Annotated in this window: 16 protein-coding genes and 1 pseudogene; 6 read left to right on the forward strand and 11 right to left on the reverse strand. The window is 71.5% G+C overall.

The annotated features are described in order from the left end of the window. Positions 1–203: pseudogene (locus tag AB0D85_RS18890) on the reverse strand (MarR family transcriptional regulator); the annotation flags it as partial. 176 nt (positions 204–379) lie between these two features. Between AB0D85_RS18890 and AB0D85_RS18895 the strand changes: the two are divergent. The 3 genes from AB0D85_RS18895 (at position 380) to AB0D85_RS18905 (ending at position 3,839) form a co-directional block, all read left to right on the forward strand. After that, positions 380–871, forward strand: a complete 492-nt coding sequence (locus tag AB0D85_RS18895) for an SsgA family sporulation/cell division regulator (RefSeq protein WP_362321384.1) — start codon at positions 380–382, stop codon at positions 869–871. 227 nt (positions 872–1,098) lie between these two features. Next, on the forward strand, positions 1,099–2,682 hold the full coding sequence (locus AB0D85_RS18900) for an AAA family ATPase (RefSeq protein WP_362321386.1): 1,584 nt from the start codon (positions 1,099–1,101) through the stop codon (positions 2,680–2,682). Beyond that, complete coding sequence (locus tag AB0D85_RS18905; protein WP_362321388.1) at positions 2,640–3,839, forward strand: helix-turn-helix transcriptional regulator; 1,200 nt, start codon at positions 2,640–2,642, stop codon at positions 3,837–3,839. The genes AB0D85_RS18900 and AB0D85_RS18905 overlap by 43 nt, the downstream gene beginning before the upstream one ends. 28 nt (positions 3,840–3,867) lie before the next feature. Here AB0D85_RS18905 and AB0D85_RS18910 read toward each other — a convergent pair whose 3' ends face one another. The 7 genes from AB0D85_RS18910 to AB0D85_RS18940 form a co-directional block, all read right to left on the reverse strand. Then, positions 3,868–5,109 (reverse strand): cytochrome P450, encoded by a 1,242-nt coding sequence (locus AB0D85_RS18910; protein WP_362321390.1) that lies wholly within the window; start codon positions 5,107–5,109, stop codon positions 3,868–3,870. Continuing rightward, entirely contained in the window at positions 5,106–6,170 is a 1,065-nt protein-coding gene (locus AB0D85_RS18915; RefSeq protein WP_362321392.1) for a fatty acid desaturase, read from the reverse strand. The genes AB0D85_RS18910 and AB0D85_RS18915 overlap by 4 nt, the downstream gene beginning before the upstream one ends. Positions 6,171–6,195: 25 nt before the next feature. Next, entirely contained in the window at positions 6,196–6,492 is a 297-nt protein-coding gene (locus AB0D85_RS18920; protein WP_362321394.1) for an acyl carrier protein, read from the reverse strand. After that, complete coding sequence (locus AB0D85_RS18925) at positions 6,479–7,423, reverse strand: fatty acid desaturase (RefSeq protein WP_362321396.1); 945 nt, start codon at positions 7,421–7,423, stop codon at positions 6,479–6,481. The genes AB0D85_RS18920 and AB0D85_RS18925 overlap by 14 nt, the downstream gene beginning before the upstream one ends. 18 nt (positions 7,424–7,441) lie before the next feature. Further along, positions 7,442–8,344 (reverse strand): fatty acid desaturase, encoded by a 903-nt coding sequence (locus AB0D85_RS18930; protein ID WP_362321399.1) that lies wholly within the window; start codon positions 8,342–8,344, stop codon positions 7,442–7,444. After that, positions 8,334–10,085 carry a fatty acyl-AMP ligase gene (locus tag AB0D85_RS18935; protein ID WP_362321401.1) on the reverse strand — a complete coding sequence of 584 codons (1,752 nt, stop codon included), beginning with the start codon at positions 10,083–10,085 and terminating at the stop codon, positions 8,334–8,336. Before AB0D85_RS18935 ends, AB0D85_RS18930 begins: the two co-directional genes overlap by 11 nt. Positions 10,086–10,505: 420 nt before the next feature. Further along, positions 10,506–12,047 carry a hypothetical protein gene (locus AB0D85_RS18940; protein WP_362321403.1) on the reverse strand — a complete coding sequence of 514 codons (1,542 nt, stop codon included), beginning with the start codon at positions 12,045–12,047 and terminating at the stop codon, positions 10,506–10,508. 156 nt (positions 12,048–12,203) lie between these two features. Here AB0D85_RS18940 and AB0D85_RS18945 point away from each other — a divergent pair, with 156 nt between their 5' ends. The 3 genes from AB0D85_RS18945 (at position 12,204) to AB0D85_RS18955 (ending at position 22,418) form a co-directional block, all read left to right on the forward strand. Further along, positions 12,204–17,525 carry a putative T7SS-secreted protein gene (locus AB0D85_RS18945; RefSeq protein WP_362321405.1) on the forward strand — a complete coding sequence of 1,774 codons (5,322 nt, stop codon included), beginning with the start codon at positions 12,204–12,206 and terminating at the stop codon, positions 17,523–17,525. A gap of 106 nt (positions 17,526–17,631) precedes the next feature. Continuing rightward, a complete protein-coding gene (locus tag AB0D85_RS18950; protein WP_362321407.1) occupies positions 17,632–17,928 on the forward strand; it encodes a WXG100 family type VII secretion target in 297 nt (98 codons plus the stop codon). Positions 17,929–18,032: 104 nt separating this feature from the next. Further along, a complete protein-coding gene (locus AB0D85_RS18955; protein ID WP_362321409.1) occupies positions 18,033–22,418 on the forward strand; it encodes an FtsK/SpoIIIE domain-containing protein in 4,386 nt (1,461 codons plus the stop codon). Between the two features lie 166 nt (positions 22,419–22,584). On the opposite strand, the gene AB0D85_RS18960 is transcribed toward AB0D85_RS18955, so the two are convergent. The 3 genes from AB0D85_RS18960 to AB0D85_RS18970 form a co-directional block, all read right to left on the reverse strand. Then, positions 22,585–23,202 carry a hypothetical protein gene (locus AB0D85_RS18960; protein WP_362321411.1) on the reverse strand — a complete coding sequence of 206 codons (618 nt, stop codon included), beginning with the start codon at positions 23,200–23,202 and terminating at the stop codon, positions 22,585–22,587. A 45-nt stretch (positions 23,203–23,247) separates the two neighbouring features. Next, the gene (locus tag AB0D85_RS18965) at positions 23,248–23,532 is read right to left on the reverse strand and encodes a hypothetical protein (protein ID WP_362321413.1); all 285 of its coding nucleotides are present in this window, start codon (positions 23,530–23,532) and stop codon (positions 23,248–23,250) included. 188 nt (positions 23,533–23,720) lie between these two features. After that, entirely contained in the window at positions 23,721–24,182 is a 462-nt protein-coding gene (locus AB0D85_RS18970) for a hypothetical protein (protein WP_362321415.1), read from the reverse strand. Between the last annotated feature and the right edge of the window lie 57 nt (positions 24,183–24,239).

Raw genomic sequence — 24,239 nt, forward strand, 5'->3', positions numbered from 1 at the left:
CCCCGGTCCACCAGCACCAGCAACACCGCGAAATGCCGCAACTCGATCCCCAACGGACGCAGCGCCTCCGCCATCACCGCAGCCGCACGCCAATGTGCCCGCCGCAGCAGCAGGGCGAGGGCGAAGGGTGAGGCGTCTCCGGGGCGGTCGGTCGCGCGCGAAGCGGGGGAGGGGGGTGTTCCGTGAGGGGTATGGGTGGTCACGGGGTCACATTACAGCCATATGTGCATTCGATACGGTTTCACTTGAAACCGAATGGGTGCGCTCCGGCCCGGCTCGTCCGCTCGTAGTCACTTGACTGATGCATCAGGTCTCGGCCGGTCCCAGGCTCGTAGGAGCCCGTTCCACCGGAGCGGGTGAAGACGAGAGAGGACGAATCATGGGTGGGAAGGTCTTCGGCACCGATGATGAGCCCGAGTGTGCTCACGAAGATCGCAGACGCATACAGGAGCGAGGCGCCCGGCCCGCGCCGGTCACCTGCCGGACGGTCGTGGCTCTTCTCGACGAGGAGTCGCCCGTGCCGGTCGTCACAGATCTCCGATACGACGCCGCGGATCCGTATTCGGTATTCCTCGTATTCAACGTGGGTACTGATGCGGTCATCGAGTGGGAATTCGGGCGCGAACTGCTGGCTTCCGGCCGGTGGCGGCTCAGTGGGCTCGGTGACGTTCAGATCTGGCCTGCCGAAATCCGCGGTCATGGGTTGGTGTACATGTCGTTCCGGTCGGGCTGCGAGATGTTCGTCATAGCCGCATCGGCGGTGGTGATCGAGGAATTCCTGACATCCGCCTTCGAGGCTGTGCCGCTCGGAGAGGAAAGAAGTTTTCTGGGCACCGAGAGCTTCGTCGGCCGGTTGCCGGACGAGACATGACGCTTTGAGAGCGCCCGCCTTCCGGCGGCGCGACCGTCGAGGCCCACCGACAGGAGTCGTCGCACCCGACGCGTAGCATGGCGGGCGGAACGACCCCTCGACGGAGAGAAGCTTCACGTGCCGCGTCCGATGCCTGCCGTGCCGATGAGTGGACCTCCGGCCCTGCCCGAGCATCCTGCGGCCATGGTCGACGGAATCCCGCAGACGGCGGGATCTGCGCGCGTCCGATGATCGGGCGGGACAGGGAGCTGGCCACCCTGCGTGGGCTGCTGGCAGAGACTGGGGCCGGGCACGGCAGCGCGGTGCTGGTCCACGGCGCCGCCGGCGTCGGTAAGTCGGCTCTGCTGCGCAGGGCCGGGACCGACGCGGCCGAAAGCGGCTTCAAGGTGCTGCGTACGTCCGGGGTGGAACCCGAGCAGTGGTTGCCGTTCGCCGCACTGCAACTGCTGCTGCAACCGGTCGCCCACGGCATCGACGACCTGCCCGCTCATCACCGGTCGGCGCTGAATGGCGCGTTCGGCGTCAGGGACACCGAGCCCGAGATGTACCGGGTCGGGCTGGCCGTGCTCGAACTGCTCGCCGACGCCGCCAGTCACCAGCCGCTTCTGCTGCTGGTCGACGACGTGCAGTGGATCGATTCGTGCAGCCGGGACGTGCTCAAGTTCGTTGCCCGGCGCACCCGCGACCTGACCATACAGATCATCGCCGCCGCCCGGATCCAGTACTCCGAATCGCACGTCCTCCTGGACCTCCCCCTGGAACCGCTCGGGCCGCCGGCCGCCGCCGAACTGCTCGACGCCGGCGCACCCGACCTGCCGGCGCCGTTGCGCGCGCTCATCCTGGAGCGTGCCGCGGGCTATCCGCTGGCCCTGGTGGAACTGCCCAAGGCGGTGCAGGGCATGACCGCGCAGATGGACGACCTGCCCCTGACCCAGCGCCTGGAGGACGCGTTCTCCGCGCGTACCGACGCGGTGAGCCGGGAGTGCCGCACCTTGCTGCTGGTCCTGGCCGTGGAGCCGGCCGCGCCCCTGAACCTGCTGCTGGACGTGTCGAGTCGCCTCCTCGGCTCGGCGGTCTCCGTCGACGCGGTGCAGGAGGCGGTCGACGCGGATCTGGTCACCCTGGTCGGCTACACCCCCGAGTTCCGTCATCCGCTGATGCGCACGGCGATCTACACCCACGCCACGCTCGCCGATCGCCTGGCCGCCCACCGTGCCCTCGCAGCCGTGATGGACGACACCCCCGAGCGCCAACTCGCCCACGAGGCGGCGGCCACGATCGGGCCGGACGAGGAACTGGCCGCCCGGCTCGAGCAGTTCGCCGACGCGTCGCAGGCCCGAGGGAAGGTGGCGGCAGCCGTCCCGGCGCTGCGCCAGGCGGCCGACCTCGTCCTCGACGCGCGGCGCCGAACCGGCATCCTGGTTCGGGCGGCCGAGCTGTCCAGCGAGATCAACGACCGCGCAGGTGTCCAGGCGCTACTGGACCGCACCGACATGAGCGCCCTGGGCCGGGTGGAGCGGGCGCGCCTCATGGTGGTGTCCGACAACTGCGCCTTCGAATCGGGCGACCCGCAGCGACGGATCCAGGACATGGTCAGCGCGGCGGCCGGAGCGTTCGACGTGGGAGCCGCAGACGTCGCGGAGAACCTGCTGTGGCGCGCCGCCGCACGATGCTTCTTCCAGGACGGCGACGCGCAGGTGCGTGCTCGGGCCGCCGCGGAACTCGACCGATGGAATCCCGATCCGGATGCCCCCCCCACGTCCTGGCGGTGCGGGCGTACACCGAGCCGTACCGGCACGGGGCCGACGTGATCGCGCGGCTCGACGGAGTCGGGGCACACCGCCAGGACGGCCGGATCCTGCATTTTCTGGGCAGTGGCGCAATGGTCGTCGGCGACATGAGTCGCGCCGCCCGCCACCTCGCGCCGGCGGCTGCGGCATGGCGGTCGCAGGGTCGGCTCGGACTGCTCGCCCGTTCGCTGGCCGCCAGCTGGCCGCAGGTGTACCTCGGCCGGCTTGAGCGAGCTCGCGAGGAGTCCGCCGAGGGGCTCGGCCTGGCCGAGGAGAGCGGGGAATGGATCGTCTGGCTGGGGCTGAAGGCCACGGCCGGCCTGGTGGCCGCGCTGCGCGGAGAAACCGAGCAGGCGGCGCGGACGGTCCGCGAGCTCCGCAGTCACCGCCTGTTCGCGGGGATGCCGTTCGTCACCGTGATGGCGCAGCAGACCGACGGCCTGCTCGCGCTGTTCGACGGCCGCGCGACGGAGGCCTACGACGTTCTCGCCCGCGCGTTCGATCCCGTTGACCCGCACTACCACTCGGTGAGCCGCTGGCTGCTCGCTCCGGACCTGGCGGACGCCGCAGTTGCCGCGGGCACCGTGCGGGAGGCCCGGGAACTGCTGGCAGACCTCCCGGAGCCGGCCGGACGGCTGCCCTCGGAGATGATGGTGGTGGCGCACGCCTACACCGACGCGGTGCTGGCTCCGGACGACACGGCGGAGGAGCGCTGTGCGGCGGCCCTCACCGCGTTGCCGGCCGACTGGACGCTGTCGCGTGCCCGGCTGCGGCTGCACCACGGCCGCTGGTTGCGCCGCCAACGCCGCAACGTGGACGCCCGGCACCCGCTTCGGCTCGCCCGCGACGAGTTCGACCGGGTCGGCGCGCAGCCCTGGGCCGAGATGGCCCGCGAGCAACTGCGTGCCACCGGTGAGTCGAGCGGCCGCCGGCAGGCGAACACCGGCGAGCAACTGTCCGCCCAGGAGACGCAGATAGCCGTACTGGCGTCACAGGGGCTGAGCAACCGGGAGATCGGCCAGCGCCTGTTCATCTCGCACCGGACCGTCGGAGCGCACCTGTACCGCATCTATCCGCGCCTCGGCATCACCGGCCGGGGCAGGCTCGCCGCCGCACTGGCCGCACTTCACGACGAACAGACCACGTCCGACGTCTCCGGCGGCAGCGGCCCGGAGTGACCTCCGGGCGTGTTGGTCTTTCGCTCCCTCAGGTACCGAGCGTCACGTCCATGCGGGCGAAGCCGCGTGTCACCAGCTGATCCCGGTAGGCGGGCGGGCCCGCGAGGGCCATGCGGGGAAAGCGCCACAGCAGGACGGGCACGGCGACCTCGACCTGCATTCTGGCGAAGGCGGCGCCCAGGCAGTAGTGCGGGCCCAGTCCGAAGGAGAGCGGCCGGTTGTCCTTCCGGGTGGTGTCGAAGACCGCCGGGTCGGTGAACCGGCGGGGGTCGCGGTTGGCGGCGGCCAGGACCAGCAGTGCCCTGCTGCCTGCGGCGACGCGGTGACCGTAGAAGTCGATGTCCGTCTCGGCGGCCCGCGTCAGCACGTGATTCGGTGGATCGAACCGCAGGGTCTCGGTGATGAAGGCGGAGACGAGGTCGTCATCGCCGGTCATGCCACGGCCCTCGGCGGGACGGCTCAGCGCGAGCCGCACCGTGGTGCCGATCAGGTCGCTGGGACTCTGCACGCCGGCGATCAGGAACATCACCAGACTGGCGACGAGTTCCTCCTCGCTGAGTGCGCCGCCGGCGTCCCGGTCCCGCACCATCGCGCTGATCAGGTCGTCGCCCGGCCGCCGGCGGCGCTCCCGGACGAGCTCGCCGAGACAGTCGACCAGTACGTCCATCCCCGCGTCGGCGGGCCGTAGTTCGTCGCGGTCGAAGACGGGCTCGAACGCCGTCGTGGTCGCGGTGATGGCGCCGCGCAGCGCCGACTGGTCCGACTCCGGGATGCCGAGCAGCTCTCCGGTGACGGATATCGGCACGCGGACGGCGAAGGTCTCCACCAGGTCGAGCGGGCCCCCGTCGTCGAGGGCGGCGAGACGGTCCGCCCACCGCTCGGCCCACTTCGCCGCCAGCCGCCGCCGTCCGGCGACCTCGCGGGGTGCGTAGGCCCAGCCCGCGAAGCGTCGCATGCGTTCGTGGTCGGGGGAGTTGCTGAACATCATGATCTTGGTGAAGCACTGCCAGGACGAGTGGTCGATCATGCCGGTCGCCCGGTGCACATCGGCGTCGGTGACCAGGAAACGGGGGTCGCGCAGCGCGGTGCAGACCTCGTCGTAACCGAGTACGAGCGTTCCGGAGGGACCCAGCGGGATCACCGGCCCGAGGTCCCACAAGGCGTCGTACAGGGGGTACGGGTTGTGCTTCCCGGCCGGGGTGAACAGCTCCGAGAGGGCCTCGGCCGGACCCATGGCCGGCCCGGTCCGCTGGTGAGGGGTCGCGGTCACGACGTCGCCTCCGTCTGCTTCTTCGCCGCCCGGAAGCCGGTGTAGAAGCCCGCCTCCGTGTCGTACAGGTGCAGGCCGCGCAGGATCCGCCACAGTTGGCCGAGCGTCAGCCGCTCCTCCCGGACCATTCCCGGATGGGCCTCCTTCAGGGCGAGTTGTGCCTTGGGGAGGTGGTAGAACGGGATCGCCGGGGCCACGTGGTGCGCGGTGTGGGTGGAGATGTTGTGGGTCAGGAACGCCAACGCCCTCGGATACGCGTAGTCCGTGGTCAGCAGCAGCCTGCCGGCGTTGCGTGTCCAGTACTGCGAGGTCAGGAAGGGGACGTCGCCCGCGCTGTGGTGCATGAGCGTGGTGGCGCTGAACCACAGGTGGGTCATCAGCCAGGGCAGGACGAAGTAGTACAGCAGGCCCCGTACGCCGGTGAACACCACGAGCGACGACAGGCCGACGACGGCGACGGGTCCGGTGAAGGCGATGGACCGCCACACGTCGTGGCGCATCGACCGCTTGGGGAAGTAGCCCGGCCTGAACCCCGACACGAACCAGTACCGCACGGTGCCTCCCCAGAAGGCCCAGGTGCGGGTGCCCGCGTAGACGGCTCTGCCGAGAGGGGACAGGCGTTGGTAGGCGGCCGGGGGCAACGGCCGCCAGTCGGTGTCGAGTTCGAGGTTGTTGGTGTGCGAGTGATGCAGATTGTGCACATGCCGCCAGGAGTGGTACGGGTACAGCAGCGGGAGCAGGGCGAAGCTTCCGGCGACCGTGTTGAGCCGTCGGGACCGGGAGAACGAGCCGTGCCCGCAGTCGTGCGCGATGCAGTGCATGCCCCAGCCGCCGAGGCCGGCCACGAACCACAGCGGGATGTCGAGCAGCCAGGAGGGGGAGAACGCGACTCCGGCGATCGCCCCCGCGTAGAGGGCGAGGCTCACGGTGAGCCCGAGCACTCCGCGGGCCGTGCGCGGGGTGAAGTACTCGCGCGGGATCGACTGCGTCAGGTGCCGCCCCTCCAGCGCCCGCGACTTGTCCAGGAACTCCTCGAAGCGCCGGTCCGGGCTGGTCGGCATGCCCCTCATCGCCATGTCCGCGCCCTCACTCGCCGCTCTCCTCGGCGAGCCGCTCACCGAGATGGGCGGCCACGGCGTCGATGGACCCGTACTCGTACAACAGGGCGGGCGACAGCCGGAGTTCGACGAACTTCTCCAGCTTTCCGCACATCTGGATCCCGGTGCGGGAGTCGAGTCCGTAGTCCTCGAAGGACCGGCTCGTGTCGACCGTGGAGGCGTCCACGGACAGCTTGTCCACCATGTAGTCGACCATCCACGCGCGGATGGCCTCCTCGGTGACGGGGCCGTCGGACGTGAGCTGGTTCTTGTTACGGCGAAACACAGTTGGGCTCCTGTCGTTTCCGGGCGATGCGTGCGGCTGAGGGTTCGTGCAGGTTCCACACGACGTGCAGCCTGCCGAGGACGGTCAGGACCCAGCCGCTGAGGTCGGGCTCCCACCAGCGGACGGCGTGGCGGTAGGACCCGGGAAAGGCGTGGTGGTTGTTCTGGAGGCCCTCGCCGAAGGTCAGGACGGCGACCCACCAGTTGTTGGTGCTCCTGTCCCCGTTGTCGAACGGCCTGCTGCCGAAGGCGTGGCAGAGGGATCCGACGCACCACGCGGCCTGGTTGGCGACGAAGATCCGGGCGAGACCGCCGAAGACGAGACCGGAGAACGCGGACAGGAGGGTGTGCCCGACGGCGAAACCGATCGCGGCCGGGAGGACCAGCCCGGTCAACACCCATGTCGGGTAGAGGCGGTGATGCAGGATCAGACGGCGCTCACGCAGGATGTCCGGCGCGTAGACGGACCACTTCGAGGACTCCTCGCTGAGCATCCACGGCATGTGCGCGTACCACAGGCCGCGCACACGGGCCGTGAATTCCGTGCCGTGCAGGTTCGGCGAGTGCGGGTCGCCCTCCCGGTCGGCGAACTTGTGATGCCGCCGGTGGGTCGCCACCCAGAACAGCAGTGGGCCCTGCGCGGCCATGGAACCGGCGGCCATCAGGACGTCCTGGAACCACGGCGAGGTCTTGAAGGCCTTGTGGGCGAGGTACCGGTGCAGCCCGATGGTGACTCCGCCCAGGTGCACGCAGTAGAACACGCCGAACAGGACCACGTCCGTGACCGTGAACTGTCCGGTCACCAGCAGGTATACGGCCGCGACGGTGCCGATGAGCGGCAGGATCATGGTGGTCAGCGCGGAGAACCTCTTGATCCGCAGGCTTCTGGGGTCGAGCCGGACGATGCCCGCCGGGGCACTGGGAGCCGACATGGTTCGCTCTTCCTCCTCTCAGGTTTCGCGGGCCGCGGTCGTCCGCGGGGGATAGCGCACCTCGGACACCAGTCCCGCCCGGTCCAGGAGACCGATGACCCCGCCGGTGAGGTCGAGCTGCCAGAAGCGGTGCCGGTTGTGCGCCAGCGACGGCTGGGAGTGGTGGTTGTTGTGCCAGGACCCGCCCACCGAGACCGGCGCGAGCACGGCGATGTTCTGGCTGGAGTCCCGGGTGTCGTACGGGCGTCGGCCCAGCGTGTGTCCCAACGAGTTGACGGTCCACGTCACATGGTCGAGGACGAACATGCGGGCGAACCCGCCCCACAGCAGTCCGCCGAGCGCGTCCACCGGCCGGCCGGTCACCGCCCAGCCCACCGCTGCCGGCAGGGCCAGCCCCAGGGCGATCCACCAGACGTAGTGGCGATCGATGGTGCAGACATGGCGACTGCGCAGGAGGTCGGGGACGAACCTGGCCCAGCCCTCCCGCCGCACGCTGAACAACCAGCCCACATGGCCGTGCCACAGGCCGCGCGGGACCGCCAGCCGTCCCTCGCCCCGCGGGCGCGGCGAGTGCGGATCGCCGTCCCGGTCGGCGAACGCGTGGTGTTTGCGGTGTACCGACACCCAGAACAGGATCGGCCCCTGCGCCGCCATGCTGCCCGCGACGCCCCACAGGAAGGTCAGCACCGGGCCGGCCGAGAACGAGCGGTGGGCGAAGAACCGGTGCAGCCCGCCTTCCACGCCCAGCGAGGTGACGGCGTACATACCGGCGAACAGCGCGAAGTGCAGCCAGGACCAGCCGTGTTGGACGGTGAAGACGATCGCGGCCACGAAACCGGCCGTGGATCCGCCGACCGTGGCGCAGGCGAGCACGAGCGCGGAGCGGTCCCTCGGCGGCGCGGCCGTGGCTTCAGCGTTCATGGCTCGGCTCCATGGTGGGATCGTGAGGCACGAGAGCGCTGCCCAGGGTGCCCTCCAGATACGCCTCCCGCGCGGTCGCCCGACGGATCTTCCCGCTGGTGGTCAGGGGGATGGTGCCGACCCGCACGAGGTGCACACCGGTCGGCCGGACGCCGTGTTCGGCGGCCACCGCCGCGAGCAGAGTGCCGCGCAGGGCGTCGAGTTCGGCCCGGGTGCGGCGGCTGTGCCGCACCTCGGCGACCACCACGACCTGGTCCCCGGACGTGCCCCCGAGCCCGAGGACGACGGACCGGTGCACGGACGGGTGGGCGCGGTCGACCGTGCGCTCGATGTCCTGCGGGTAGAGGTTCCGCCCGGCCACGACGAGCAGACCGCTCATCCGACCGGTGACGAACAGTTCGCCGTCGCGCTGATAGCCGAGGTCGCCGGTCCGCAGATACGTGCGCGGACCGGCCCGGCCGGCGGGCGTCGCACCGAACGTCGAGCCGGTCAGTCCGGGCTTGCGGTGATAGCCGGCGGCGACACCCGGCCCGTGCACCCAGATCTCCCCGACCTCGCCGTCGGCCAGCACCCGGCCGGAGTCCGGATCGACGACCAGCAGCTCATGGCCCTTTGGCGGGCCCCCGCAACCGACGACGGGCACGGTGTCGCCCTCCGTACGCACCGCCCGGCCGTGCGACAGTTTTTCCCGGTCCACCCACTCGACATTGACGGCCGTCCCGGGCGCCTTGGCCGTCACGAGCAGTGTGGCCTCGGCGAGCCCGTAACACGGGATCAGTGTGTTCTCCCGGTAGCCCAGGGGCGCGAACCGCTCCCGGAAGGCGTTCAGGCTGTCGGGGACGATCGGCTCGGAACCGCAGAAGACGTGCCGGAGCGACGACAGGTCCACACCGGCCAGGTCCTCCTCGTCCACCGTGTCCGCGCACAACTGGAAGGCGAAGTTCGGCGCGACGGTGATGGTCACCCGGTGCTCGGTGATCGCCCGGAGCCAGCGGGCGGGCTGCTGGACGAAGTGCTCCGGCGTCATCATCAGCAGCGGCCAGCCGCCGTGCAGCGCCAGCATGACGGTCCCGATGAGACCCATGTCGTGATACGGCGGCAACCAGCTCAACCCGATGCGATCGTCCTCCGCGCCGATGTGCCGGCCGATGGCGAGGCAGTTGCTCATCAGGTTGGCGTGGCTCAGCTCCACGCCCTTCGGATCGCCCGTCGAACCGGACGAGTACTGGATCAGCGCCGTGGCCGCCGGTCGTACCGGATCGTCCGGCGGCGTCGAGGGCTGCCTGCCGTCCGCCTTCGAGAGGGGTTCTTCATCCAGCGGGATCAGCCGCGGCATCATGGCGCCGTCGGTCGCCGCGTCGGCGAATCGCCGCTCATGGCGGGAGTCCGCCAGGATCGCGCCGGGCGCGCAGTCGGCCAGGACCGACCTCAGCCGGGTCACGGCCCGCCGGTTGGTCGGAGGAAAGGCCGGCACAGCCGTCGCACCGGCCTGGAGGATGCCCAACAGCCCCGCCACGAACCGCAGTCCGGGCTGACCGGCCAGCACCACACGGTCGCCCTGGTGCCCCGCGGACCGCAACCGTGCCGCGACAGCGTCGGAGTGACGCTTCAGATCACGGTAGGTCCACGATTCGACGCGGTCGCTCGTCCCGTCGGCCAGAAAGCGGAACGCCGGGCGGTGCGGCGTCGATCGCGCCCGGACGTCGAGGACGCCGGTGAGCGTCGCATCCGGCCGGGACATGTACAGAGCGATGTCTGCGGACGCTCGGTCCCGCTGACGTGTGGCGACCTCGTGCTCCACCGAACACCTTCCCAGAGCCGCCGAGTCGGGCGCTCCCACTCATCGAGTCGATCTCATGGAGTTCGAGGACAGCGGTCGGCGGGGCTGGGACGCACACTGTAACGTCCGCAACTTCCGCTTGACCACAGGGACAAAGCGGATCGGACCGGCCAACTGGACTCAGGACAGCGGCCGTACGCCCGCGAGAGAGAGGGGTCCGCCCCGGCCGCCGGGGAGGAGGCCGGCCGGCTGCCGGGGCGGAGCTGAGGGGCCCGGATTTCGATGTGGCGGGGCGGTGGTGACTCCGCCGCGGCGGTTCGGATCCGGGCCGGTGTGCCTGCCGCGGTCGTCGGATGCGGGCCGGTGTGCCTGCCGGGGTCGTCAGATGCGGCCGGTGCCGGCGCCCGCCAGGGTCTGCGTGGGAACGACCACCTTCAGGCCCAGCACACCCAGGTCGACGCTGCCGTCGGACTCGGCGTACCAGCGCCAGTGCGCCCCGGGGACGTCGCCGACCGTGAGCACGATCCAGCCGCCGCCCTCGGGCGCGGTCAGGTCCGCGAGCGTCCGCGCCTCCTCGGCGGTCGGCGGGTCCAGGAGGACGACGAACCCGGTGACCTCACCCGTGCGGGCCGCGCCCCGTACCAGACCGACACCCAACTCCTCGGCGGTGTTGAGGACTTCGTCGGGAGCGCGGCCCTTCACATCGGTCACCGAGCGGACCCGCACCAGACCGTTGAGACCCGGCAGGGAGCTCGCGCTCGGGTCCACCGACACCACGACCGTGCGCTGCTGGGGGAGTTCCAGCAGGCCCCGGACCAGCGCCGCGACGGTGTCCTGGGCGACCGCCAGGTCACCGCAGACGCTCAGCGCGCCGTTGATCTGCCCGAGGTCGACCATGACCTGCGCGTCCCGCTCGCCCACCCCGACCCGGGCCAGATGCGGCATGGCCAGGCCCGGGTCCGCCGAGAACTCGCCCTCGACGACCGAGGGCAGGCCCGTGCGCTCCCAGCGCGTCGGGGCGAGCGCGGTCCACGGCGCCGGGGCCCGGCCCGCGCCGGAGACCGAGGCGAGCAGTTTGGTGGGCTCCGCCAGGACGCTGTAGACCCGTACCGGGCGGGCCGTCTCCGACGTGGTCACCGGCACGATCTCGCGCAGCGCCTGACGGACCATCACCGGCGTACGGGTGTCCGCCGCCAGCCGCCTGGCGAGCACGCCCCGCCGGCGCCGCCGCAGGGCCAGCGCCATGCCCCGCGGCAGCCGGGGGCGCAGGACCCGGCCCGCCCGGGCCGCACCGGTGCCGGTGGCACGCGCGGCCCGGCCCAGCGGGCGCCGCGCGACGATCACCACGGTCAGCGCGGTGACCCCGGCGATCCCGCCGATCAGCGCCGGCAGCGGGACCCGGCCGCTCACCGCGGCGAACGGTCCGCTCGCCTTCGCGGCCGTCGTGGGGGCCGCCGTGCTCGGGGTGGCCGCCGGCGCGCTCTGTCCGGCGCCCGCGGCCGTCGCCTGCGGCAGGAGGCCGACCTGGACGCCGGAGCCGGCCGCGTCCTCGGGGAGGATCAGTGCGAAGCCGGGCACCAGCTGGTCCGGGCTGACGAACACCGAACCGTCCGGCAGCAGGCGCCCGCTGTTGAGCACCAGGATCTCCTCGAACCGGTTGCCGTCGCCGAGGGTGCGCTGGGCGATGTCGAACAGGGTGTCGGTCTTGCCGCCGTTCTCCTTCGGCGACCTGACGATGTAGAACTTCGTCACATCGTCGGCCAGCAGCACGTGCCCGGGCCGCTGCGGGACCGCCGCGTGGGCGGGCGCGGGCAGTGCCATCCAGGTGACGAGCGCGAGCGAGCAGACCGCCATCGCCTGTGCCGTCCTGCGCCGCATGTCCGTCCGCCGGACCCGGTTCGTCGCCGCGGGTGCGTCTCGCATCTTTCTCGTCCTCCTCCGTCAGGGCCGTCGACGCGGCTGGGAGCGCGTCGGCCGTCACACGGGTGGCGCCGCCGGTCGGTTCAAACTCTCTGAACCGTTCCGTGAGTTCGGCCGTGCACTGGGCGCCGAACGAACGAGAAGCGGGGAGGCGTGGAGATGGCACGACGGCACATCACGGGCTGGGAGGTCCTGGGGTTCACGAGCGACCCCACCCCCGGTGATCCGGAGGCGATCCGGACGCTGGCCAGGACGTACCAGGACCTCGGTGACGGAGCGGGCGAGGCCGTCGACCTGCTGCGCGGCGACGGGGCGATCCGGCAGGGCAAGGGCAAGGCGATGGACGCCCTCCGGGAGAAGATAAACAAGGATCTGCCGGGCATGCTGGAGAAGACCCGGGACTCCTTCCGGCACGCCGCCGAGGCCTACACCACGTACGCCGACACCCTGACGAACGCCCAGGACATGCTGGACCGGGCGATCGACGAGGGCCAGGAGGTGGCCGCGACCGCGAAGACGGACGTACCGGCGCTGGCCGCGGACGCCACCCCGGACCAGGTCGACGCCCACAACACCCAGCAGGGCCAGGTCGACGACGCCAAGAACCGGCTGTCGGCCGCCGAGGGGCTGGGGCGGGACGCGGAACGGCTGCGCGAGGACGGTTCGCGCAGGGCCTCCGTCATCCTGGACGAGGCGGCGAACGACGCGATCCCGGAGCGCGGCTTCTTCAAGAAGATCGGTGACTTCCTCGCGGACAACCCGTTCATCGAGATCATCGCGGGCATCATCGTCGGGATCGTCGCCGTCTTCTTCCCGTTCGTGGGCGTGCTGCTGGGCGCGGCCCTGCTGGGCATCTCACTGATCCGGATGGCCTCGCAGGGCAAGTTCGACGTGGGCGACATCATCATCGGCGTGCTCACGCTGGTGCCCGGCGGTGTGCTGCTGGGCGCGCTCGGCAAGATCGGCGGGGTGGTCACCAAACTGGCCGAGCTCGCCCCGGTGCTGGCCAAGCTGGGCAAGGGCGCCGGCACGATCTCGGGCGCCCTGACGAAGATCATCCAGAACTCGACGTTCTTCCGTAAGATCATCAGCCCGCTGGGCAAGGGGCTGGTGGGGCTCAGCGCCAACCCGGGGCTCGCAACCCTCGGCAAGGTCGCGGTCGACGTGGGCACCGAGTTCACGCTCGGGTTCGCGGCGGCCGGCATCACGGCCGCGGCCGACGGCAAGAAGTTCGACCTCGGGCCCGCCGCGATCGGCGCGCTGATCGGGGCAGCCTCGGGCGGTGCGCTCTCGCTGTTCGGCGGGACCAAGTTCGCCAACCGGTTCAAGGACGCCCTCACCACCAAGGGCAAGTTCAAGAGCAACATCGACAAGGCGTTCTCGGTGGAGAGCCTCGGCATCACCAACGGCAAGTTCAAGGCGACCGACATCTTCCATGTGAACGGCAAGGAACTGCCGCAGAAGTCCGGCTTCCACGGCATCAACGGCTCGACCACCTCGGACCCGTCCACCGGTGTGCTGAAGACCAAAGCGGGCACGCCGGACGGCACCAAGACCGAGGTGAAGATCGACCCCGGTTCGCCCAAGCCCGACCCGGTGCACTCCGAACTCCCCTTCGCCGGCGACCACACACCGCCGCCGCCCGTCACCAAGACCACCACTCCCGACGGCTTCACCTCGGAGACCAAGAACGGCGCGAACACCATCAAGTCACCGGCCGGGGACAAGGTCACCTCGAACGGTACGACGACGAAGATCGACACGCCCGTGCCCGGCAGCGGCGCGAGCCCCGTCCACACCGAGCTGAAGCCGAACGGCGACTTCACGACCTCCGGCTCCTTCGGCAGCGTCGACCACACGAACGGCGTCACCACGATCAGCTCGCCCGGCGCCGACGGCCAGGGCTCGACACCGCAGTTCACCCTGAACGGCCACGAGATCTCCACGCCCGGCGGCGTCGGCGTCACCGACCGCCCCGACTTCGGCGCGGTGCACGCGCCCGGACTCTCGGTGGACAACCAGAACGGCATCCACTCGGTGTTCAACACACCGCACCCGGACGGCGGCGCAGCCCCGGTCGTCACCCACAACCCGGCCGACGGCGGCATCAACGTCAACGTCGGCAACACGACGTTCACCGCGGACGCCGGCCACCTCGACCACGGAGTGTCGTTCCCCGACGGCTCGCACGCCTCGGTCGACGCCGGCGGCACCCTCCACGTCGACAACGGCGGCCCGGGCGGACAGGGCGTCACGGTCCCTCCCGCGCACACCAACCTGCCGGTCACCGTCACCGACGGCCCCACCACGACCCACCTGGCGCCGGGCGGCGGCGCGACCGTCAACGCGCCCGGGCACACCACCACTTTGGACAACACCGGCTTCACCGTGCACACCGGGGGCGCCAACCCCGACACCGTGCAGTTCCACGGCAACACCGGCACCCTCGACGTGACCCCGGGCGGCGGCGGACACCCGCCGGTCACCGTGCACTCGAACGGCGACATCGCCGTCGGCGGGATCAGGACCGACCACACCATCGGCGGCGGCAGCGCGACCAACGGCACGCACACGGTGAACTTCGAACCGGCCGGCGTCACCTTCAAGGGCGCGGACGGCAACGGGTTCGGCGTCGGCCGCAACGGCGGGTTCAACGTCGACGGCATCCACCACACCCCCGGCGAGGGCATCACCGCGGGCGGCACCACGGTGCGCCCCGACGGCTCCGCGGTCGTCCAGCACAACGGCCAGGAGTTCAACGTCGGCGCGAACGGCCGGATCACCACCCACCCGACCGGCGGCCACCCCGGTGTCGAGGGCGCCCCGCAGCCCACCCCCGGCAACCCCGTCACCCTCGGCAACACCACCGTCGGCGTGGACGGCAACGGCGGGCACACCGTCACCGTCACCGGCCACAACGGTGCCACGGTCTCGGTGCACAACGGCACCACGACCCTCAACCACGGCCCCGTACAGGTCAGTCACGGACCGAACGGCATCACCGGCACCACCGGCGGCGCCCACCCGATCCAGATCAGCCACGGCCCCGACGGCATCTCCACCGTCACCCACGGCGGCGCCACGGTCAGCACCGGCGCCGGTGCCCCGACCACCGTCGGCCCGCACGGCACCGGCCACCCGGCCCCCGTCACCGTCACCCCGTCCGGGAACGGCCACCCCACCCAGGTCACCACCGCCGACGGCAGCACCTCCACGCTCACGAAGAACGGCGCCCACACCGACGTGGGCGGCAACAACGCGGCCAACGGCACCGTCGACCCGAACGGCACGATCACCACCTCGGCCCCGGCCGGCGACCACACCACCGTCGACCACGGGCCCAACGGCGCGCTCGCCACCGACAACGGCAGCGGCTTCGCCGTCAACGACGCGGGCACCGTCACCAACGGCAACGTCACCGTCCACCCGGACGCCGACGGCTCCGCCACCATCGCCGACCTCGGCAACAACGGGGACCAGGCGACGCTGACCCCGCACGGGATCGACACCCAGGGCATCACGACCACGGTCAACGGCGACGGCGACGTCGTCTTCACCCACCAGCCGGACGGCGGCGGGCCGGTGCCCAGCACCGCCACCGTCAGCCCCGACGGGGGCCTCACCGTCCAGGGCCCCGACGGCTCCATCGCCAACCTGCCGCCGGGCGCCGTCCCGCACCCGGACGGCGGCGTCATCTCGAACCCGGTCAAGACGACCGTCGTCAACGAGCACGGCAATGTCGTCACCTCGGACGGGACGACCATCACCCACTCCGACGGCGGCTTCACCACCACCGTCGGCAACGGCCCGAACGGCCCCACCACCACCGTCCACGACGGCTCCGGTGTCGGGCACAGCGTCGACGGCAACGGCCGGGCCACCGTCCACAACTCGCCCTCCGGCGCCGAGATCACCGGTACCAACACCCAGGTCACGGTCCACACCCCGCAGCAGGAGGGCCCGGGCCTGTTCGGCCACCACCTGGAAGCGACGGGCGGTGAGAACACCCTGTCCAACGGCCCCGACGGTCCCACCATCACCACCCACGGCGCCGACCCGGTCGCCGAGCCCGGCAGCGTCGTCACGCACAACACCGCCCCGGGCCACGAGGGCGAGTTCACCACCACCTACGGACCGGCCCAGGGCACCTTCGGTCCCGGCGGCGTCCACAGCCTCGGCCCCTCCGGAACCCACCTGGACCCCCACACCAACCTGCCCATCGACACCGCGGGCCGCCCCATCGGCAACGGCCCCGGCCAGACCCCGATCAGCACCATCCACGGCGACGGCGCCAGCGGCGTCACCGTCACCACGCCCGGGGGCGGCCCGACCGTGTCCCACGAGGGCTTCCTCGGCGGCAAGACCACCGTCGACACCGGAAACGTCACGGTCACCAAGACCCCCGGCAACCAGGAGAACGCCGGCACCGCGGCCCAGAAGTCCGGCATCGTCGACGGACCGGCCAACCCCCTGACCGACACACCCCCGCACGGCCCCGAGACCTTCACCGTGGGCGGCAACAACGGCGGCCCCAGCGTGGACGTCCCGGTCGGCAGCGGCGGCAGGTCCACCGTGCACGGCGGCGACTTCGACGTGAAGTCGAAGGGCGACGGCACCTTCGAGGTCTCCGTACCCGGCGGCGGCAACGGCCCGGACGACTCGGTCACCATCGGCAAGGACGGCACGCTGACCGGGGCCGACGTCAACGTACAGGGGCTGAACCCGGGCGAGCAGGGACCGGTGCAGCCCCCGCACGCCACGCTCGGCAACGGCACGACGGTCTACGCCCCGCACGCCCCCGGCGCGGCCCCCACCGTCCACGGACCGGGCGGCACGACCACCACGTTCGGCAACGGCACCGCCACCACCCACCACCCCGACAGCGGTACGACCATCACCCAGCACCCGGGCGGCAACGCCACCTTCTCCAGCACGGCGGGCGGCGACACCACCACGGTCGACGTCAAGAACGGCGGGGTGGACGGCACCGTCACCAAGCCCGACGGCAGCACCTTCGGCGTCGACGTCGGCGACAGCGGCGCCGCCAAGGTCAAGGACGGCAACGGCGACACCGTCACCCACGTCGACGCGGCCGGCTCGGTCAACGAACAGCACTCACCTGTCCACGAGTACTACTCGTACACCAGCAGCCCCGTCCCCGTCACCGACACCCGCGAGTACCTCTACGAGGGCTTCACCAGCGTCCTCAAGGGCGTCTTCAACCAGGGCGTCAGCGCCGCGTACCAGATCGGCGTCAACCACGCCAACCCGCTCACCACGCTGGAGAACGCGGGCATCCGGATCGGCAACGGCATCGGCAACTCGCTCGCCAACAAACAACTGGAGAACACCTACGTCTTCAAGACCAAGGGCCCGGAGACGGCAATCTCCAGCATCCCCACAAAGGTGCTCGGCGGACTCAACAACAACGCCGACGTCGACTTCGCACATTCCAACGACGAAAAGCCCATCACCCTCTGAACCACTCCGGCGCCCGGCACGTGTGTAGGGCGCCGCATCAAGAGGCCCCATCAAGAGGCCGCATCAAGACACCGCGAAATTCCGAAACAGAAACGGGAGAATTCCGATGGCCGACTACATCGTCAACGACGAGAAGACCTCCGCCTCCGCCGCCAGCACCATGAACGAGTACGACACGGCCGTGGCCCAGCTGGAGAAGATCAAGCGGGACCTCGACGCGCTGACCGAGGACGGGTACAACACCCCGGCCGCCAAGACCAAGTTCAAGCCCTTCGTCGAGGACTTCTCCAAGGGCTACCGCTCGGTCGTCGAGGGCCTGACGGGCATCTCGAAGTACGTCGACGGCGTCGGCAAGGGCTTCAACCAGCTCGACTCCGACATGGGCAACAGCCTCTCCAAGTAGGGCCCGCACCAAGCACCGCAACGCCGGCCGGGCCGGACCCGCGCGAGGTCCCGCCCGGCCGCCCGTCGCCATCCCCCCCCCGTGTGCACCGAGGAGCACCGACCATGCGTCTGACCGTCACCGCCGTCGACCCGCAGCAGGGACAGACCGCGGACATCATGATCGAGGCCGACCCGTCGGTTCCGGTCGGCGAGCTCGCCGAGGAGCTCGGCCGGCGGCTGCGCGGCGGTGCCCCCGACGCGCCCCCGGTCCTTTTCCACAGCGGCACCCCGCTGCCGTACGACCAGCCGGTGGGCACCACCGGGATGCGCGCGGGCAGTCTGCTGTCGCTGGACACTCCGGTGGCGGTGCCCGGCCGGGAGCCGGACGGCGTCGCGGAGGTGCGCGCGGTCGGCGGTGCCGACGCCGGTGCCGTCTTCCGGCTGCCGCCCGGTGACTACGAGATCGGCGCCGCCGACGCCTGCCGGATCCGGCTCACCGCGGACGGCCTCGCCAAGACCGCCGCCCATCTCAAGATCTCCGCCGACGGCACCGCGACCGTGCGCTCAGCCGCCGGGGAGCGGGTGCTCCTCGACGACACCGCCGTGGCCGACTGGACCGGCTGGCCGGTGGGCGGGGTCCTCAGGGCCGGGCCGACCCTGCTCGAACTGACTGCCCCCACCTTCCCCGACGCGGCCCTCGTCCCCTCCGAGGACGGGACCGGCCTGGACTACAACCGGCCGCCCCGGCTGCTGCCCCCGCCGGTCCGCAACCGCTTCAAACTGCCGGTGCCGCCGAGCAAGCCCGCCCGGAATAAGCTCCAACTGCCGCTGATCTTCGCCCCGTTGGTGATGTCCGGCGTCTCTGTGCTGCTCCTCGGCAACCTTCGCTTCCTGATCTTCGGCCTGCTGTCCCCGGTGATCGCACTGGTCAGCCAGCTCTCCAACAAGAAGCGCGGCAAGGAGAACCACCAGGAGCAGCTGGCCGAGTACGCGCGGAAGAAGGCCGAGCTGGAGGTCGAGGTCGACGAGGCGGTGCTCGCCGAGCAGCGGGCCCGGCGCAGCGCCAGCCCCGACCCGGCCGCCGCGCTGCTGATCGCCGCCGGGCCCCGCCTCAGACTCTGGGAACGCCGCTGGCGCGACGACGACTTCCTGCTGCTGCGGCTCGGCGTCGCCGACCGCCCCGCCTACGTGGAGCTGGACGACCCCGCCGAGGCGGAGCACCGCCGCCGGATCAGCCGTACCACCCGGGCCGTACCCGTCACCGTGCCGCTGCGCGCGGCCGGGGTGCTGGGCCTCGCCGGCGGCGCCCACGCCGAGCCGCTGGTGCGCTGGCTGACCGCCCAGGCCGCGACCCTGCACAGCCCCACCGACCTGCGGATCTGCGTACTCGCGGGCAGTGGCGGCGAGGAGCGCTGGTCCTGGGTGCACTGGCTGCCGCACACCGCCCCGCTGGGCGAGGACACCCGCAGCATGGTCGGCGCGACCGCCGAGTCCACGGGCCGCCGGATCGCCGAGATCTGTGCGGTGATCGCCGCCCGGCAGGCCGCCGGGGAGCGCGCGGCACGCGGCGGCGCGGCCGGTGAGCCCGACGTCCTGGTCGTCCTGGACGGCGCCCGCAGGCTGCGCGCCCTGCCCGGTGTCATCCAGATCCTGCGCGAGGGCCCGGCCGTCGGCGTGTACGCGGTGTGCGTGGACGACGAGGCCCGGCTGCTGCCCGAGGAGTGCCAGGCCGTCGCCATCGCCGGCCCCGACGGACACCTGCGGGTCGAGCAGACCGGCTCCGACCCGGTCGACGGCGTCCTGATGGACGCGCCGAGCCGCGCCTGGTCCGTGGGCGTCGCCCGCGCCCTCGCCCCGCTGCGGGACGTCGGCGACGAGGCCGAGGAGAACCTGCTGCCCGCCTCCGTACGACTCCTTGACGTCCTCGGTCTCGAACCTCCCGTGCCGGACGCGATCGCCGCCCGCTGGGTGCTCGGCGGCCGCAGCACCCGGGCGGTCCTGGGCGCCGGCGTCGACGGGGCGTTCTCCGTCGACCTAGCCGCCGACGGACCGCACGGACTGATCGCCGGCACCACCGGCTCCGGCAAGTCCGAGCTGCTGCAGACCCTGGTCGCCAGCCTGGCGGTCGCCAACCGGCCCGACGAACTGAACTTCGTGCTCATCGACTACAAGGGCGGCAGCGCCTTCGCCGAGTGCGAGGACCTGCCACACACCGTCGGCATGGTCACCGACCTCGACACCCACCTGGTGGAGCGCGCCCTGGTCTCCCTCGGCGCCGAACTCAGGCGCCGCGAGCACATCCTGGCCCAAGCAGCCGCCAAGGACATCGACGACCACACCGACAAGCGCACCCGCCGACCCGAACTCGCCCCGCTGCCCCGACTGGTGCTGGTCATCGACGAGTTCGCCTCCATGGTCCGCGAACTGCCCGACTTCGTCTCCGGGTTGGTCAACATCGCCCAGCGGGGCCGCTCCCTCGGCATCCACCTGATGCTCGCCACCCAGCGGCCCTCGGGCGCGGTCACCGCCGACATCCGGGCCAACACCAACCTGCGGATCGCCCTGCGCACCACCGACACCTCCGAGAGCCGGGACATCATCGACGCCCCCGACTCCGGCCAGCTCTCGCCCCGCACCCCCGGCCGCGCCTACGCCCGCCTCGGACACGCGGCGCTGCTGCCCTTCCAGACCGGCCGGATCGGCGGCCGCCGCCTCGACCCGACGGCCACCGACGAGGAGTACCGGGCACCGGTCCTGACCGAACTCCACTGGGAGGAACTCGGCGACCCGCTGCCCCGCCCGGCCGAGAGCGAGCGCGCCGTCCAGCCGGTCACCGACCTGTCCGTGCTGGTCGAGGCGGTGCGCGGGGCGGCGGACCAGCTCGCCGTACCGCCCGCCCGCCGCCCCTGGCTGCCCCCGCTGCCCGAAGCGCTGACCCTCGCCGACCTCACCGGTCCCGGGGCCGCTCCCGTCGAACCCGGCCACCTCGCGCCCGTCGCCTACGGTCTGGTCGACATCCCCGCCGAGCAGGCCCAGCGTGAACTCCTCTTCGACCTCGACCGGATGGGCCATCTGCACATCATCGGCTCGCCACGCAGCGGCCGTTCGCAGACCCTGCGTACCCTGGCCGCCGCCCTGGCCGGCGCGCACGGCACCGCCGACGTCCACCTCTACGGCCTGGACTGCGGAAACGGCGCCTTGCAGGCCCTCACCGGGCTGCCTCACTGCGGCGCGGTGGTGGACCGGGGCGAGGCCGAGCGGGTCGTACGACTGGTGAACCGGCTGACCGGCGAGGTCGGCCGGCGGCGCGCGCTGCTCGGCCGCCAGGGCGTCGCGGACCTCACCGAACTGCGCCGCATCCTGCCCGCCCACGAGCGGCCCCCGCATCTCCTGCTGCTGGTCGACCGGTTCGAGGCGTTCGAGCGGGACTACGCGGCCTACGACCAGGGCAGCGTGATGGACGCGATGACCCTGCTGATGCGCGAGGGCGCCAGCGTCGGCGTGCACCTCGTGCTGGCCGGTGACCGGGTGCTGAGCCAGAGCCGGTTCTCCTCCACCACCGAGGACAAGCTGGTGCTGCGGCTCAACGACCGGGGCGACTACTCGATGGTCGGCATCAGCGCCCGTTCGGTCCCCGAGGACCTCCCGGCGGGCCGGGCGATCCAGCCCAGGGACACCACCAACGCGCAGATCGCGCTCGTCGACGGCACCGACCCGAGCGGTGCGGGACAGGCCCGTGCGCTGACCGCGCTGGCCGAGCGGACTCGTGGACGGGACGCCGGAGTACCGGACGAGAAGCGGCCGTTCCGAGTCGACGTACTGCCCGACCGGCTGGGCTTCGCCGAGGCACTGGAGCGCCGGCCGAAGAACGTCTCCCCGCTGTGGGCCATGGTCGGCGTCGGCGGCGACGAGCTCTCCGCCCAGGGCACCGACCTCGCCACGGTCCCGTCCTTCGTCATCGGCGGACCGCCGCGCTCGGGGCGCAGTACCGTGCTCCTCACCATGGCCCGCTCGCTGCTCGACCTGGGCACCAAGCTCGTGGTGATCACGCCCCGCACCTCACCGCTGCGGGGACTCGCCCGCCACCCCGGCGTGGTCGAGGTCTTCACGGACACCGACGTCGAGGTGGCGGCCTTCCGCGCGGCCCTCGGCGGGGTGGACTCGCCGGCCGGCGCGATCCTGGTCGACGACGCCGAGCTGATGATCGACTCGGAGATCGACAACGACCTGGCCGCCCTCGCCCGCGGCAGCGCGGGCGACGGCTGGGGACTGATCGTGGCGGGCAACAACGAGGTGCTGCTCGGCGGCCTGCACGGCTGGCAGGCCATCGTCCGCCGCAACCGCTGCGGAGCGCTGCTCGCCCCGCGCACGGCGAGCGACGGCGAACTGGTCGGCGCCCGCGTCCCGCGCGGCATCCTCGGCGAGGACAGCGAACCGGGCCGAGCCCACCTCCAACTCGGCGACGGCCGCTTCCTGACAGTCCGAGTACCAGAAACAAGCGCCCAGTAAAGCGCCCCGCAAGGGGCGCGGGGAACTGCGCGACCAGCCACGACGAAGCCGCGGAAGACCGACGGCAGGTCGTGGCTGTTCGCTGTTGTTCGCCCATGACCAGCACGAAAATTCGCCCCCCGGCCGAACCGGCCAGGGGGCGAACCAGCTCAACGCCGGCGCCCATTCAACGTGCGGCAACCACCGGCGCCTGATCGCCGAAGGCAAACGTGCCGGTGATGGCGTCGAACAGGTCGTACAGCTGGTCGGCCACCGGGAGGTTCGGGCTGAAGCAGGTGATGATCAGCACCCGCCTGCTGTCCGGCACCGGCACCACCGTGTGCATCACCACCAGCTTGTACGACACCCCGTCGGTGATCTCGCTCTCCTCGATGCCGACGAGCCGGCCGACCGGCCCGGTGCCCGGCAGCGTCTCCGTCGTGAAGGTCCGGGCCGTGCCCTCGCCCTTGCGGTCCCCGGAGGCGGAGAACTGCTTGGCCAGCCCGTGCGCGGAGAAGTCCTCGCCCGGCGGCGGGGTGATGCTGAAGATCATCAGACCGGCCATGAGCAGGCCGTCCTCGTACATCGTCGTGGTGCCCGCGGCATAGACGGCACCGCGCCGGCGGGCGCCCTCCATGATCCGGCGGGCGTTGCGGAACGCCTGGTTGACGGCGTCCCGGGTCGGCTTGTCCGGGGTCTGCCGCAGCATCTCGGCACGGCGCTCGGCCAGCGTGTCACCGCCGAGGTCGTACTCCATCCAGTTCTCCGGGATGGCGATCCCGAAGGTCTGCGATCCGGTGGTCATCGGAGCGTGCTCCTTCGCTCGTACGGCCGTCGCCGTCGGTCGGGGCTAGTTCTTCTTGTCGGGGTCGAGCGCCGCGGCCTGCTGGTCGTCGGCGTCCTTGAACGCCTTGACGATCGCTTCGCAGGCGTCCTTGAGGTCCTTGCTGTTCCGCTTCAGCTGGGTCCGACCGTCGCCCCACTTCCTGTCGAAGTCGGAGCCGGCGTCCACCAGGGGCCGGCCCACGTCGGAGGCGTTGAACCCGGTCGGCTTGGTCTCGATGAGGTCCATCACCCGGCCCAGCAACTGGCCGAGGCGCTCCACCTCGTCTCCGGGCATCTCGATCTCGGCCATGGGCTCCTCCCTGGACGGTTCGGGGGTCGGCGGGCGTGTCCTGCCTCGCCCCAGGAACGCCTCCCGGGCCGGGGCGGTTCAACGGACCGGCAGAGAAAGACGGTTCAACGGTTCGGGGCGGAAAGCACGGACGGCACGCGAGCCGCCCATCGGGGCTCGCGTGCCGTCCACCGCTCGTGCGGGTGCGTTCAGGTGCCGTTCCGCACGAGCTTGCCGTCCGCCCCGACCGCGAACCACTCCCCGTCCAGGCCCTGCCCGTTGACGTCACCGGGCGCCGCGTCGCCGACGTAGTAGTAGAGCGGCCAGCCGCCGTACGTCGTCTGCACCGCGCCGCCCGACTTCCTGGCCTCCTGGATCAGGGCCGGCCGGGCGCCCCTGCCGGCGGAGGCCTTGGCGCTGCCGGTCAACGCGGGCCACACCGCGATGCACTTGGCGTCGCAGTTGCTCGCGCCGTCCTTGTCCTTGGTGAAGGCGTACAGGGTCCGGCCCTCGCCGTCGACCAGGATCGAGCCCAGACCGGATTCCTTGACGGCGACGGCCTCGGCCGTGCCGCCGGCCCCCTTCGCCTTGCCGCCGGTGTCCTTTCCGCCGCCGCAGGCAGCCAGTGCCAGAGCCAGCGGAATCGCGATCAGAGCCGTCCGTGCGCGCATTGTGGTGACCTCTCTCAGCGGTGAATTCGAGGGGGTCGTGTCCCCGCGTCCCACACG

This window comes from Streptomyces sp. NPDC048277 (assembly GCF_040652235.1).
Lineage (GTDB): Bacteria > Actinomycetota > Actinomycetes > Streptomycetales > Streptomycetaceae > Streptomyces.